This is a genomic window from Cecembia calidifontis (assembly GCF_004216715.1).
GTDB lineage: Bacteria > Bacteroidota > Bacteroidia > Cytophagales > Cyclobacteriaceae > Cecembia_A > Cecembia_A calidifontis.
Map to the genome: position 1 here is coordinate 4250657 of NZ_SGXG01000001.1, position 13443 is coordinate 4264099.

Here is a 13443-nt window from a genome sequence, read left to right on the forward strand (position 1 = left end):
ATTTTAGAGAAAATCAACAATAAAAAAAGGGTGTCTCGACTTTTCGGACACCCCCTTCCAACATCATATTTAAGTGATCCCTGATCATCGGGGCAGGATTGGGATAGGTCATCTGCATCAAGAAATCCACCGCCTTTGGAATATCTTCCTTAGAAAGTCCAAGCTCATGCAAACTAAAACCTGAACCCAATTTTTCCTGTAACTCTCTCAATGTCTTATAGGGCAAAGGATCTTCAAATATACTCTGAAAATTCAACTGTAAATCTTCAGTCAAAAAGTCCCATTGATATTTGAGGACAAAAGGCAAAAGAAGGGTATGGATTTTTGAATGCTCCAGATTAAAGTTGCCCCCAAGAACATGGGCAGCCTTATGATGAAGTCCCATGCTTACCTCGCAAAGCACCTTTCCACCAACATAGGCCCCAAACAATAACTTTTCATTGATGTCTGCTGTCATCACTTTTTCATGGGACAAGGAATTTAAGCCTGCCAAGAGATTTTTTAACCCCAAATCTGCCAAAGCATTTATAATTGGATTGGATTCAGGGGAATAAATAGCCTCCACCAGGTGGGCCATGGCATTAAAAGCCGAAGGAACTGCCAAATCGAGGGGCATCCCTATAGATAAATAAGGATCATAAAACACTTTATGCGGATGAACCTTATCGTCTCTTTTGACGGTTTTGACACCTTTGTGGGAAATGCCATAAATATTGGTCATTTCAGATCCTGAGTAGGTAGTAGGTACCGCCCAAAGTTCCGCTTTGGAATTTAACGCCAGGGCTTTTCCCAGGCCAATTGCAGAGCCCCCACCTAGACAAAGTATTATATCCACTTCCTTTCCCTCTAGGAATCTTTCGGCCTCCTCTACCAATTCAAGAGGCACATGCTGGATGATTTTATCAAAATGAAAGACCTCTCCTACTTTATCATGAAGCATGAGTTTTTCGACCAGATCCCCATACCTACGACTTCCAATAAATGCGATTTTTGATTTGCTTGATGGCAGTTCTTGCTCCAAAGCCTCCAAAATCGGCTTTCCAAAAATTACTTTTACAGCATGGGTTTTATAATCAAATGAAATCATCGTTGTTTTTTAATAAGTATTTCGATCAGCTTACCCGTTCTATCACAAGGGCATAGCCCTGCCCAACACCTACGCATAGTGTAGCTAGGGCATAACTTTTTTGTTTGAGGATTAATTCCTCCACTGCGGTTTGTATTATCCTTGTTCCTGTCATGCCCAAAGGATGGCCCAAGGCTATGGCTCCTCCGTTGGGATTGATACGTGGATCATTATCCTCGAGTCCCCATTGCCTAATACAGGCCAAAGATTGAGCGGCAAAAGCCTCATTGAGTTCAATCACATCCATATCCTCCCAACTAAGCCCTGCCTTAGCCAATGCTTTATTTGCAGCTTCCACTGGACCGATCCCCATAATTCTCGGTTCCACTCCAACTACTTGGGAACTTAAAATCCTTGCTTTTGGCTTTAATCCATATTTATCGACTGCATCCTCAGAAGCAATCAACATGGCTGCGGCACCATCATTTAAACCCGATGCATTCCCGGCTGTAACCGTCCCATCCTTTTTGAAAGCTGGTTTCAATGCCGCCAGCTTTTCCAAAGATGTATCTTCCCGGATAAATTCATCCTCAACAAGTCGAAGAGATTCACCTTTCTTTATAGGAATCTCAACCGGAATGATTTCTCTGGCTAGACGTCCATTTGCCCTGGCTTGGGAAGCTTTCATCTGGCTTTGATAGGCAAACAAATCCTGATCTTCTCTCGATATGCCATACATCTCTACCAAATGCTCAGCCGTGAGCCCCATCGGATCTACACCATACATCTGTTCCATTTTGGGATTCACAAAGCGCCATCCAAAGCTGGAATCGTACATTTGGGCATCATTGCCAAAGGCTGAGCTTGGCTTTCCGATGACATATGGCCCACGGGTCATATGTTCTACGCCTCCAGCAATAAACAAATCTCCATCACCGGCCATAATGGCTCTTTTGGAATGGACTATGGCAGATAAGCCTGAGGAACAAAGTCGGTTGATGGTCTCTCCGGGAACGGACACGGGAAGCCCCGCTAACAAGGACGCCATCCTAGCTACATTCCGGTTATCTTCACCTGCTTGGTTATGGCAACCCAAAATCACATCATCTATGGCTTCTTTTGGAAGCTCAGGAAATTTATCCATCAGCCCCTTAATGACATAAGCAGCCAGATCATCTGCCCGCATAGAGGACAAGCTGCCTTTAAATTTTGAAATTGGGCTCCTTACAGCATCAATGATATATACATTCCTCATTTTTGGGACTGGCTATGGGCGATAGATGTTCTTTTTTGAAGATCCCTAAGGATTTCCAAGTATTCGAAGGACGGTTCTTCCGTAACCATCAGGTTTTCGGAAATTTTTAAATTCCAACCGGTATTGTCCTTCACCTCCTGTATGGAAACTCCCGGATGAATTGAGGTCAATTCAAATTCTTTTGTTTCAGGGTTCGGCCTAAGGATTCCCATATCTGTAATGATAAATTGAGGTCCTTCACCAGGGATTCCCAATTTCTCCCTTTCATCACCCCCACTAAGGTATCCAGCTGAAGTGATAAAATCCACTTTGTCTACAAAAGCCCTGCTGTTATGCTTCATAATCACAAAGGTTCTTTTGGCATTGGAGGCTATTTCAGGTGCTCCTCCAGCTCCCGGCAGGCGGACTTTCGGTTTTTTATAAGAACCAATCACAGTAGAATTAATATTCCCAAATTTATCAATCTGTGCACCGCCAAGAAAACCTACATCCACTTTTCCTCCCTGAAGCCAGTAATTGAAAATTTCCGGCACAGAAACCACAGTGCTGGCCGTCTCTGCCAAAATATCATCCCCAATAGAAAGTGGAAGAATGTGTGGCTTGGTATCAATGGTCCCTGATTCATAAATCAGGACAATATCAGGGGCATGGGTCAACCTGGCCAGGTTACAGGCAGTACTCGGAAGACCTATGCCCACAAAACAAACTTCCCCATTATGTAGTAATCGGGAAGCTGTAATGATCATCATTTCTTCTTTGGAATATTCCATAGGTTTTTTTGAATGCTGGGTTTATAGGACTCTTTTTAGACTTTTGGATAGAACATGGGCATTCATCCACTCCTCAAAGCTGGCTTGGCTTCTTGAGATCTCATCCCATTGTTTATAAAAACTATTGTCTCTCTTGTAATAGCCCATGGCATAAGAAGGGTGGGCACCTTTAGGAGCAAGGGCAATGCCTGTGACCAGCCAGTGAGGGATGACAACACCCTGGTTTTGGGTATCCAATTCATCTACTACTTCTTCTACTGTCACAAGAACTTTTTTGGAAGCATAGACTACTTCTTTTTGAACACCGGTAATACCCCAGATTTTAACATTTCCTTTTTTGTCAGCCTGCTGGGCATGAATGATTCCAACATCAGGTTTTATTGACCTTATTGCAGCAAACTGTTCTCCTGTAAAAGGACAGGTTACCCACTTGATGTACTCAGTGTTTTCCTTGGCCAGATCTGTACCTGTATATCCCCTCAAAACTGCAAATGGTAATCCTGAAGCTCCTGCCTGATAAGCACAGGCCATGGCCGCGTGGCTATGTTCTTCAATTTCCAGGGGGGTAGGAATGCCTTTTTCAACTGCCTCTCTCAAGCGGTGCAACGAACCTACTCCGGGATTTCCTCCCCAGGAAAAAATCACCTTCTTCACCAGGCCCATACCTATCAACTGGTCATAAATTAAATCAGGTGTCATTCTGATCAGGGTAAGGTCTTTTTTACCCTGCCTGATGATTTCATGACCTGCTTCAAATGGGATTAAATGCGTAAAACCCTCCAGCGCAATCTGATCACCATCATTGACATGATTTTGTATCAAAACTGACAAGGGTTGAAATTTGTCAAGCATATATTTTTCAAGCTAAATCATTAAAGAAATACAATAAAGAAGCCCCTTGATGAGGCTTCTTTAAGGAAATACCACCCAGTTTATTTATTGAGGTATTTTGGAAGTTGGATCGGCTCCAAAGGCTCCACGATTTCTGATCTCCTAGATTCAAACATTGGAGGAAGCAGCAACTGATGTCCCAAAAGATCAGCAGGCTCATCAATAGCAAATCCAATATCTGAAGTAGCGTACTCGAACAGCACACCGGAAGGAGTCCTGTTGTAGATGGAATGGAAGTAATTCCTGTCTTTCAATTCGGTCACATCCGTATATCCAAATCCTTCAATATAAGCCTTCAACTCAAGGTTGTGTTCATCCTTTTCTGTCGCAAAGGCAATATGATGGGGAATCCCTACGCCAAAAGTCCAGGAACCCTGCTCCATATCAGGCACATGGTGCAGTTCAATGGTTTTCATGGCTCCTCCGTCCTTAATGTGGTAACGGTGGAAATCTCCATCCTGACCTACTTTTTTGAAGTTAAGGGTTTTGGTCAGGTAAGCATCCATCTCAATGATATCCCTTGATCGGATAGTGGCTCCAAAAATCCCCCTGATGCCATTTTCTTTGGATATCTCATCAGTCTGCCAGGCATTTCTGTGGTCATTATCTTCCCCTACTACGGCCATACCGATCCCGGAACGATCCTCGAAAGTGATCATTTTTTGACCAAATCTTTCAATGATTCCAGAGTTCTCAACTCCATGGTTTTTGAGATGTTTTACCCAAAAGTCGAGGGAATCTGTTGGCACTGAAAAGGATGCAGTCTCAATTTGACCAGAGCCCTTTCTCCCATAAACTCCTGCCTTCTTAAAAGGAAAAGTGGTCCACACCGACCCTACTTCGGCATCTGCATTGGCATAATAAAGATGATAAATACTTGCGGCTCCATCGAAAAGTACGGTTTGCTTGATCATCCGCATGCCCAGGACCTGGGTCACAAAATCAACGTCCTCTTGGGCAGAGCCCACACTCACAGTTAGGTGATGAATCCCTTTGATGTATTCAGCTGGATTAGTCATTTGGTTAATGGGTTTTAGTTAACATTCACTTGATTTCAACATAACCCTTCTCCCAGATGTTTTCTTTTTAGCATTGATTAGATGCCATTCAGCTGATTTATTAAATTACTTTAAGCTTTTACGACTTGTTGGCCAACTTTCGGCGGATCATACTGAGAAACTCCGGGGTAATCCCCAGATAGGATGCGATGTATTTTTGGGCAATCAAGAGCTCCAGTCTTGGGTAATTTTTGATAAAGGTGAGATACTTTTCCTCCGCAGAATAAGAAATATTCCGGATAATCCGCTTTTGATGGCTGACTAGGGAATTTTGAAAGATGATCCTAAAGTACCTTTCAAAAGCAGGCTGATCTGCACACAAACCTTCAAACCCATTTTTATCCAATGTCCAAACTTCTGTATCAGACATGGCCTTGATGGTGTAATTGGAAGGTGTACCCTGCATAAAACTCTGCAGATCACCTGTCCACCACTTATCAAGACCAAACTGTATTACATGGTTGAATTTTTTCCCGTCTGTATAATACGTCATCAGACAACCTTTCCTGATAAAAATAAAAGGCGATACCTGGGCATCTTTTTCAACTAAAACTTCATTCTTGTGGTATTTTACATGCTTCGCTTTACCAAAAAAATCTTTAACCTCCTCTTTGGTAAAGGGAACATAAGTCCTAAAATTCTCGAGGATATCTTCATGTATCATCGCGGCAATTTATAACAATTACCAAAACTTCCCAATGGATTTATACCTGCACCAATTTCCATCTTCCCCGACGGAAGACCAGTGTGCTGACTATGGCATGCACTGAGTGGCTGATAGCAATAGCAATGAATACACCTACCGCTCCCATCTCCCAATAATTGGCCAATAAGTAAGCCAAGGGTATCTGAAATCCCCACAAAACAGTCAAATTGATGATAGTTGGGGTCCGGGTATCGCCTGCCCCATTCAGTGATTGGCTCATGACCATACCATAGGCAAAGAAAACATAACCCAAACAAATAATAGTCAAGCCAAGCCTTCCAATTTCAATTACCCCCTGATCTTCATTGAAGATCCCGATAAAAAATTCTGCTCCACCAATAAACACTAGGGAGCATAAACCCAAAAACACGGCAGTGATGTGCGCTGCCAACCAGGCAGAACGCTCTGCCCTACCCGGCTGAAGAGCCCCCAGATTCTGCCCGACTAAAGTTGCTGCCGCATTGGACAGACCCCAGCCAGGCAAAAGTGCAAAAATAATCAGACGGACAGCAATGGTATATCCGGCCAAAGCCACTGAACCGGATTCCGAAATGATCCGCATCAAAAAAATCCAGGAAGCTGATTCAATCAAAAACTGTCCCATACCTCCCGAAGCTACTTTGAGAATCGTCCATACGGTACCCAATCTCATTTGCATATTGCTCAGGGTAAACTTGATCAAAGATTTGCCATTCAACAGAATGTAAAACTGATACAAAACCCCAATACCCCTACCAGTAGTGGTCGCCCAGGCGGCTCCTTCCAAACCTAAAGAAGGAATGGGCCCCAAACCAAAAATCAATAATGGGTCCAAAACCATATTGAAACCATTGGCAATCCAGAGTGCCCGCATGGCTACTGCTGCATTGCCGGCACCTCTGAAAATACCATTGATCAAAAACAGGAGCATCACACAGACATTGCCTCCAAAGATGATTTGGGTATATCGATAACCCGAATTAATCACTTCTTCTTCACCTCCCATCAAGGTCAATAATTCCTTGGCATAGACCACTCCCAAAACTGCCACCGCAACTGCAAAAAAAGAACAGACCACAATAGCCTGAAAGGCTGCTGAAGAAGCTGCTTCGGATTGTTTTTCACCTATCCTTCTTGCCACGATGGCAGTAGCTGCCATACTTAAACCTATGGAAATTGAATAAATGATGGTGAGAACAGACTCAGTCAAGCCCACAGTAGCAACCGCATATACCCCCAATTTTCCAACAAAGAATATATCCACGACAGCAAACAGCGATTCCATCACCATTTCCAAAATCATGGGTATCGATAGGTAAAATATGGCTTTTTTGATACTGATACCGGTAAAATCAGCCTCTTCACCCCTGACAGCTTTTTTAAAATGTTTTATGAAGTTTCTGAATGTCATGACTTTCCACCCTAAGTCAAAAATTGAAATAGCATTTTGAAATCCCTTCTAAATGGGTGAAAGATTTGCCGAAAAAACTCATACCCTTATTATTGGAACAAAATTGACACAAATATTCAAATGCCACAACATATATTTAAGTAATTCTTTACCCGCTATCTGAAAGACTATCAACACACTAGCCCTGGATTGAAGTTAAAAGTGCTTTTTTCAAAGGAAATTTGAAAACATTTTTAGTAGATTGGGATTTGAATTTGAAAAACAAGGTCCTAACCAATAATATTTACAACACCCTATGAAAACTTATTACGACCCGGAAGACTTGAAAAAATTCGGAAAGATTGGTGAATTTCAAAAATCCATGGCAGACAAATTCTTTGCTTATTATGGAGAAGTCTTCAAAGAAGGGGCCCTTACAGCCCGGGAAAAATCCCTGATCGCTTTGGCCGTGGCACATGCCATCCAATGCCCTTATTGCATTGATGCTTACACAGTGGACAGCATGGAAAAAGGTTGTGATGAAGAGCAGATGATGGAAGCTGTCCATGTAGCGGCCGCAATCCGGGGTGGCGCATCCCTGGTCCATAGTACCCAAATGATGAACAAGGTCAAAGAAATCTCCATATAATGAAGTCCCTTAAGGCACAAAACCATCCCTTATCCGACACACAATATGAATTGCAACTACTGGAATCTCAGGAGACGGGTATTCCCTTCTCAGAGAAACTGGCAGAAAGCGGTTTGTATCCTTTAGTTCCCACCCAAATAGAAATCCTTCAGATCAATCTGGGGAAAATGTGCAATCAGGTCTGTAAACACTGTCATGTTGATGCGGGACCGGACAGGAAAGAGATCATGAACCAGGAAACCATGATGGAATGCCTGGAAGTTATTTCAAAACATGACATCGGTACAATTGACCTTACAGGGGGTGCACCTGAAATGAATCCTCATTTCAGATGGTTTGTGGAAGAAATCCGCCGAATAAAACCTGATGCCAAGATAATCGTCCGCTGCAACCTGACCATTATTCTGGCAAATCCGAAATTCCATGATTTACCGGAGTTTTTCAAAAATCACCAAATCGAGGTAGTGTCTTCCCTGCCCTATTTTACAGCTATAAAAACGGACTCCCAAAGAGGCGAGGGTGTTTTTGAAAAATCCATCAAAGCACTGCAAATGCTCAATGCAGCCGGTTACGGTCAGGAAAATTCTGGACTGATGCTGAATTTGGTTTACAATCCGGCTGGCGCATTCCTTCCCGGATCTCAGGAAGGTTTGGAGGCAGAGTTCAAAAGACGCTTGGGAAGTCAATACTCCATTTCTTTTAATTCCCTTTTTACCATAACCAACCTACCTATCAGCAGGTTCCTGGAATATCTTTTGAGAAGTGGTAACTATCAAAGCTATATGGAAAAGCTTATAGAAGCTTATAACCCTATCGCCGCAGCAAATGTCATGTGCAGGAATACCATTTCGGTAGGCTGGGATGGATACCTTTATGACTGTGACTTCAACCAGATGCTGGAATTGAGGGTGTCCTGCACTACCAGCCAACACATCAAAGACTGGAGCCTTGAATCACTGAACAATAGAGAAATTGTCATCAACCAACATTGCTACGGCTGCACTGCAGGAGCCGGGTCAAGTTGCGGAGGTGCTACAGCCTGATGAATAGCCAAAATATTGCCATTATTGTATTTCAGAAAAATTTGGTCTTGGGCAGGGTTAAAACCAGGATTGCGCAGCAATTGGGGAATGAAAAAGCCCTGGAAATTTATCGTGTACTGGTCCAGAAAACCCATGAACAACTTGCACAATTGACTGATTGGGATGTATTCCTCTACTATTCTGACTTTCTTGAAGCGGTAGGCTGGAAACCAAAAGAAGGAAAAATATCCTACAGATTGCAAAAGGGAGAGGACCTTGGAGCGAAAATGCGTGTGGCCTTTGATGAAGTATTTCTGGAAGGATACCAAAAAGTCTTAATCATAGGAACAGATTGTCCAGAAATCACAGCAAAAATCTTAAATGAAGCAGCTGCAGAACTGGAGCATCATGATGTGGTTTTTGGACCGGCAATGGATGGTGGCTATTATTTGTTGGGCATGAAAAAAACACAAGATGGATTATTCCAAAATATTCCTTGGAGTACAGATTCCGTTTTGGAAATTTCCATCCAATACCTCAAGCAGAACCAAATAAGCTTTCAAACTATCCGGACCCTAACTGATATTGACACAGCTGAAGATTGGGAAAAATACAAGAAATCCACATTATTTTATGATGAGCGCAACTGCTGTTAAATTGAAATTCAATGCCTGTTTTATTTTAGAGCCAAATGAAACCCTTATTTTTTTAAGAAATTTTCACAGGACCAATGCAACGCTTTGGACTTTTTTGCCGTCAACAATTTGAAAGCGTTTATCAAACTTTTATTGGCCAAGAATTATGAAAAATTTCGAGAAAAAGAAAAAAGCCATTGAAGTATTCCAAACCTATGGCATTGCTCTGACAGGAAAGAAGAAAACAGCAGATTTTTTCCAAGAACTGAAAATGGACAAGGTTTTTGTGGATGGTTTGATTTATGAATTGGAACTCAAGCTTCAAAAGGAAATCGAGATAGAAAAAATCACAGCGCTCAGAAATCCTTCGATGGTTTTGGAAGAACTGTTGACATCAGTTGACTGATTGATTATCAAACAGATATTAATCTGCTTTATTTCTTCTCATCTGGAGTGAAATTAACAGGTAGAATTTTAATGAAGCATTTTTTTGGAATTATTAGCTGATGCGTATTAATTTCGGACTCCGATTCGGGGTGTGGCGCAGCCCGGTAGCGTACTTGCATGGGGTGCAAGTGGTCGCAGGTTCAAATCCTGTCACCCCGACAACAAAGGTTCATCAGAACCCAAAAGCCTGCAAATCTTACGATTTGCGGGCTTTTTTATTTTTTACGTATCAGTTCGATTTAGACAATTTCAGCAAAAATGAGACCTATCCGGTGAACCAAATGAATGGTTTATTTTAGTTCACCAGATTGATACAAATAGCTGTAAAACAGATAGTTGCATCGCATAATTTGAACTGTTTTAGGTCTGTTTGAGTGACCTTGTGGAAGCAGTTCACCACGAGAGGAATCATTTTAACACAAACACTCAAAAGCTGAATTGTCATGAGAACTACAAACACCTTCGGAGTTCAGTTCATCACAAGAACGAACAAGGCCAAAGATGGCCTACTCCCAATCTATGCCAGGGTCACCGTTGATGGCCGCAGGGTAGAAATATCATTGAAGCGTTGGATCAAACCATGCGACTGGAACAGCTCAAAAGGCATGGCCAAGGGCAGCCGGGAAGAAATCAAATCGCTCAATCACTACCTGGATGAAGTCCGGGCAAGGATTATGGAGTGCTACCAGGAGATGCAGGTCCAAAAAAGACTGATCACTGCTGATGCCATCAAGAGTATGTTCCTGGGTACAGACCAAAAGGACTTCACCTTATGCAAGCTGGTGGATTATCACAACCAGACAATGCGGGATACACTGGCTTGGGGCACGATGAAAAACTACTTCACCACTCAGAAGTATATCCATCGATTTTTGAAAGAGCGCTTTGGTACTACCGACATGTTCCTTTCGGAACTGTCTTATAAATTCATCACCGATTTTGAATTCTACCTCCGAAACTATAAACCCAAAGACCACCAGAAGCCGCTTGGCAACAATGGAGTGATGAAGCATCTGGAGAGGTTCCGGAAGATGGTGACAATGGCCGTGAAAATGGAATGGGTAAGCAGGGATCCATTTGACAAGTACCAGCTCAAATTCCATCGGGTGGATCGGGATTTCCTCAATGATGAAGAGCTGGAGGCCGTAGAGAACAAGGACTTCAAAATTGTCCGCCTGCAGTGGGTAAGAGATTTGTTTGTGTTCAGTTGCTATACCGGACTGGCCTACATCGATGCTATGAACCTTACCCCATCCAATATTACCATTGGCATTGATGGGGAATACTGGTTATCTACCTGCCGCCAGAAGACCGACCAGCCGGTAAGGGTTCCTATCCTTCCCAAAGCCTGGGAAATAATAGAGAAATACAAGACCCATCCAAGGGCACTGCAGAAAGGATCGGTATTTCCAATGATTTCTAACCAAAAGCTGAACTCCTACTTGAAAGAAATTGCCGACCTCTGCGGAATTGAAAAGAACCTCACCTTTCACCTGGCCAGACATACATTTGCTACCACTGTTACCCTTTGCAATGGTGTGCCTTTGGAAACTGTGAGCAAGATGCTTGGTCATTCAAAAATCACCACTACTCAGGTTTATGCAAAGGTGGTGGAGAAGAAAGTGAGTGAAGACATGCAGGCTCTCCGTGAAAGGCTGGCAGCACCAAAATTGATGAAGAGGGCGAAATAGCCCTTTTCTGTATTTAAGTACTTGCTTAAATACTCGGCATTCCCTAACTTTGTTAAGCAAATGCTTAAATAAAAAGTTATGAATACATGTATCCGTGTCTTTGCCGATAGCGACCAGATCAATAGGTGCAGGGAGGACTTGAAAAGCAAGGAGAAAGGTCTTTTAGAACTGGCAGATGTATTGAATCTTGCCGGTAATGCGGTTCGCCTCAAAATCCTGTACCTCTTGAAACAGGAAAATGAACTTTGTCCTGACTTCGACAGTCGTCAGTCCCATTTTTACATAAAGTATTGAAATATAGATCATTATAATTTTCAGATTCTCAATTTGGGTGTCCCGGGGTGGTTTTTTGTACTTTTAGGCATGTTTGTTCGGAGAAAACCCAATAAAAGTGGCAAGATCAGTGTTCAGGTAATTGAGAAGATCAAAGGTAAAAGCAAGGTTGTAAAAACGATCGGAAGCAGTTCTGATCGATCTGAGGTTGAAAGACTTTTTATTCTTGGGGAGGAATGGATAAAAAACCATAAAGGAGCACTTGAAATCCCCTTCAGTGATGAAGAACGGATTGCCGATTCTGTTCTGGAAAGTGTTGAAAACATCACTGTTTCAGGTACCGAGCTGCTTTTGGACAGGATTTTCAATGATATTGGGTTCAGCGCAATCCAAGATGATATCTTCAGGTGGCTGGTATATTCCAGGATCTGTTTTCCTGCCAGCAAGCTTAAAACCTGTGATTACCTGCTCACCTACCACGGCCTCGAATTCCAGGTTCAGGACCTTTACAGGTACATGGACAAGCTTTACAACAACTATAAGGAAACGGTCCAGCTGATCAGCTTTGAACATACCAAGAGAATACTCGGAGGGAGTATCAATATCGTTTTCTATGATGTTACTACGCTTTATTTTGAAGTGGATCATGAAGATGATCTTAGAAAGAGTGGTTTTTCCAAGGAGGGAAAGCATCAAAATCCACAGATTGTTTTGGGTCTGCTGGTTGGACTAGAGGGATATCCTCTGGCTTATGAGATTTTTGAGGGAAACAAGTTTGAAGGGCATACGATGATCCCTGTGATAGAAGCTTTTAGAAAGAAGTATAGCTTACCTGCTCCGATTGTTGTTGCCGATTCAGGTTTACTGTCAAAAAGCAATGTAAAAGAGTTACGGGACAACGGTTACGAGTTTATTCTGGGAGCAAGGCTGAAAGCTTCCCCTGATAAAAGTAAAGAGAGGATATTGGCTTTTGAACTTGAAAACGGCGAGAGCAGGCTGCTGGATTGGGAGGACGGGCTCAGAATGGTTGTCAGTTATTCAGACAGAAGAGCCAAAAAAGACAGGATCAACAGGGAGAAAGGTCTTAAAAAGCTCGAGAAACAGTTAAAATCAGGAAAGCTCAACAAAAGCCACATCAACAACAGGGGCTATAACAAGTATCTTAAAATGGAAGGGGAGGTAAAGATTGCACTTGATATTGAAAAGTTTGAACAGGATGGGAAATGGGACGGTCTCAAAGGGTATATTACCAACACAAACCTTGACAAAGACGAGGTCATTGAGAATTACAACAACCTTTGGAAAATAGAAAAGGCCTTCAGGATAACAAAAAATGAAATCAAAGTCAGGCCTGTTTTCCATTATAAACAACGCAGGATCGAAGCACATATAAGCATCGCATTCGTCGCTTACAAAGTGTTTAAGGAACTGGAAAGGCAGTTATTGGAAAAAGGATCAAAACTTTCTCCTCAGAAAGCCATAGAAATAGCAAAAGGGATTTACACTGTTGAAATACAGCTCAAATCTTCAGGTAAAAAGCTGAGAAAGACCCTGCTTTTGAACGAAAGTCAACAAAAACTCGCAAAAATGTTCGGTTTTTGATTTTGGGTG

The 13443-nt window shown here is 42.4% G+C and carries 14 protein-coding genes and 1 tRNA gene; 8 read left to right on the forward strand and 7 right to left on the reverse strand.

Features of this window, described 5'->3' with window-relative positions; genetic code table 11:
- Positions 1-13 precede the first annotated feature (13 nt).
- The 7 genes from BC751_RS18335 to BC751_RS18365 form a co-directional block, all read right to left on the reverse strand.
- Positions 14-1087, reverse strand: a complete 1074-nt coding sequence (locus BC751_RS18335; protein ID WP_130276896.1) for a maleylacetate reductase — start codon at positions 1085-1087, stop codon at positions 14-16.
- Between the two features lie 25 nt (positions 1088-1112).
- Entirely contained in the window at positions 1113-2321 is a 1209-nt protein-coding gene (pcaF, locus tag BC751_RS18340; protein ID WP_130276897.1) for a 3-oxoadipyl-CoA thiolase, read from the reverse strand.
- Positions 2318-3091, reverse strand: coding sequence for a CoA-transferase subunit beta (locus BC751_RS18345; RefSeq protein WP_130276898.1), 774 nt, complete (start codon positions 3089-3091; stop codon positions 2318-2320). Before BC751_RS18345 ends, pcaF begins: the two co-directional genes overlap by 4 nt.
- A gap of 21 nt (positions 3092-3112) precedes the next feature.
- Positions 3113-3943 (reverse strand): CoA transferase subunit A, encoded by an 831-nt coding sequence (locus tag BC751_RS18350; protein WP_130276899.1) that lies wholly within the window; start codon positions 3941-3943, stop codon positions 3113-3115.
- Positions 3944-4023: 80 nt separating this feature from the next.
- Complete coding sequence (locus BC751_RS18355) at positions 4024-5001, reverse strand: VOC family protein (protein ID WP_130276900.1); 978 nt, start codon at positions 4999-5001, stop codon at positions 4024-4026.
- A gap of 118 nt (positions 5002-5119) precedes the next feature.
- Positions 5120-5704 carry a Crp/Fnr family transcriptional regulator gene (locus BC751_RS18360; RefSeq protein ID WP_130276901.1) on the reverse strand — a complete coding sequence of 195 codons (585 nt, stop codon included), beginning with the start codon at positions 5702-5704 and terminating at the stop codon, positions 5120-5122.
- 40 nt (positions 5705-5744) lie between these two features.
- Positions 5745-7136: an MATE family efflux transporter gene (locus BC751_RS18365; RefSeq protein WP_130276902.1), complete on the reverse strand. Its 1392-nt coding sequence runs from the start codon at positions 7134-7136 to the stop codon at positions 5745-5747.
- Positions 7137-7431: 295 nt separating this feature from the next.
- On the opposite strand from BC751_RS18365, the gene BC751_RS18370 reads away from it, so the two are divergent.
- From BC751_RS18370 to BC751_RS18405, 8 genes are all read left to right on the forward strand, one after another.
- Entirely contained in the window at positions 7432-7764 is a 333-nt protein-coding gene (locus tag BC751_RS18370) for an arsenosugar biosynthesis-associated peroxidase-like protein (protein WP_130276903.1), read from the forward strand.
- On the forward strand, positions 7764-8807 hold the full coding sequence (arsS, locus tag BC751_RS18375; RefSeq protein ID WP_130276904.1) for an arsenosugar biosynthesis radical SAM (seleno)protein ArsS: 1044 nt from the start codon (positions 7764-7766) through the stop codon (positions 8805-8807). Before BC751_RS18370 ends, arsS begins: the two co-directional genes overlap by 1 nt.
- Positions 8807-9442: a TIGR04282 family arsenosugar biosynthesis glycosyltransferase gene (locus BC751_RS18380; RefSeq protein ID WP_130276905.1), complete on the forward strand. Its 636-nt coding sequence runs from the start codon at positions 8807-8809 to the stop codon at positions 9440-9442. The genes arsS and BC751_RS18380 overlap by 1 nt, the downstream gene beginning before the upstream one ends.
- Positions 9443-9587: 145 nt before the next feature.
- On the forward strand, positions 9588-9827 hold the full coding sequence (locus tag BC751_RS18385) for an acyl carrier protein (protein WP_130276906.1): 240 nt from the start codon (positions 9588-9590) through the stop codon (positions 9825-9827).
- A 126-nt stretch (positions 9828-9953) separates the two neighbouring features.
- Positions 9954-10027, forward strand: a tRNA-Pro gene (locus BC751_RS18390).
- Positions 10028-10311: 284 nt separating this feature from the next.
- Positions 10312-11559 carry a site-specific integrase gene (locus tag BC751_RS18395; protein WP_130276907.1) on the forward strand — a complete coding sequence of 416 codons (1248 nt, stop codon included), beginning with the start codon at positions 10312-10314 and terminating at the stop codon, positions 11557-11559.
- A 78-nt stretch (positions 11560-11637) separates the two neighbouring features.
- Positions 11638-11853 carry a hypothetical protein gene (locus BC751_RS18400; RefSeq protein ID WP_242617530.1) on the forward strand — a complete coding sequence of 72 codons (216 nt, stop codon included), beginning with the start codon at positions 11638-11640 and terminating at the stop codon, positions 11851-11853.
- 69 nt (positions 11854-11922) lie between these two features.
- Positions 11923-13434, forward strand: a complete 1512-nt coding sequence (locus tag BC751_RS18405) for an IS1634 family transposase (protein ID WP_130273763.1) — start codon at positions 11923-11925, stop codon at positions 13432-13434.
- Positions 13435-13443: the final 9 nt, after the last annotated feature.

Bases quoted from the DNA above. Each gene is read 5' to 3' on its own strand.
- BC751_RS18395 (WP_130276907.1), top strand. From the start codon at position 10,312: ATGAGAACTACAAACACCTTCGGAGTTCAGTTCATCACAAGAACGAAC.
- BC751_RS18365 (WP_130276902.1), bottom strand. From the start codon at position 7,136: ATGACATTCAGAAACTTCATAAAACATTTTAAAAAAGCTGTCAGGGGT.
- BC751_RS18355 (WP_130276900.1), bottom strand. From the start codon at position 5,001: ATGACTAATCCAGCTGAATACATCAAAGGGATTCATCACCTAACTGTG.
- BC751_RS18350 (WP_130276899.1), bottom strand. From the start codon at position 3,943: ATGCTTGACAAATTTCAACCCTTGTCAGTTTTGATACAAAATCATGTC.
- BC751_RS18360 (WP_130276901.1), bottom strand. From the start codon at position 5,704: ATGATACATGAAGATATCCTCGAGAATTTTAGGACTTATGTTCCCTTT.
- BC751_RS18370 (WP_130276903.1), top strand. From the start codon at position 7,432: ATGAAAACTTATTACGACCCGGAAGACTTGAAAAAATTCGGAAAGATT.
- BC751_RS18400 (WP_242617530.1), top strand. From the start codon at position 11,638: ATGAATACATGTATCCGTGTCTTTGCCGATAGCGACCAGATCAATAGG.
- arsS (WP_130276904.1), top strand. From the start codon at position 7,764: ATGAAGTCCCTTAAGGCACAAAACCATCCCTTATCCGACACACAATAT.
- BC751_RS18335 (WP_130276896.1), bottom strand. From the start codon at position 1,087: ATGATTTCATTTGATTATAAAACCCATGCTGTAAAAGTAATTTTTGGA.
- BC751_RS18345 (WP_130276898.1), bottom strand. From the start codon at position 3,091: ATGGAATATTCCAAAGAAGAAATGATGATCATTACAGCTTCCCGATTA.
- BC751_RS18405 (WP_130273763.1), top strand. From the start codon at position 11,923: ATGTTTGTTCGGAGAAAACCCAATAAAAGTGGCAAGATCAGTGTTCAG.
- pcaF (WP_130276897.1), bottom strand. From the start codon at position 2,321: ATGAGGAATGTATATATCATTGATGCTGTAAGGAGCCCAATTTCAAAA.
- BC751_RS18380 (WP_130276905.1), top strand. From the start codon at position 8,807: ATGAATAGCCAAAATATTGCCATTATTGTATTTCAGAAAAATTTGGTC.
- BC751_RS18385 (WP_130276906.1), top strand. From the start codon at position 9,588: ATGAAAAATTTCGAGAAAAAGAAAAAAGCCATTGAAGTATTCCAAACC.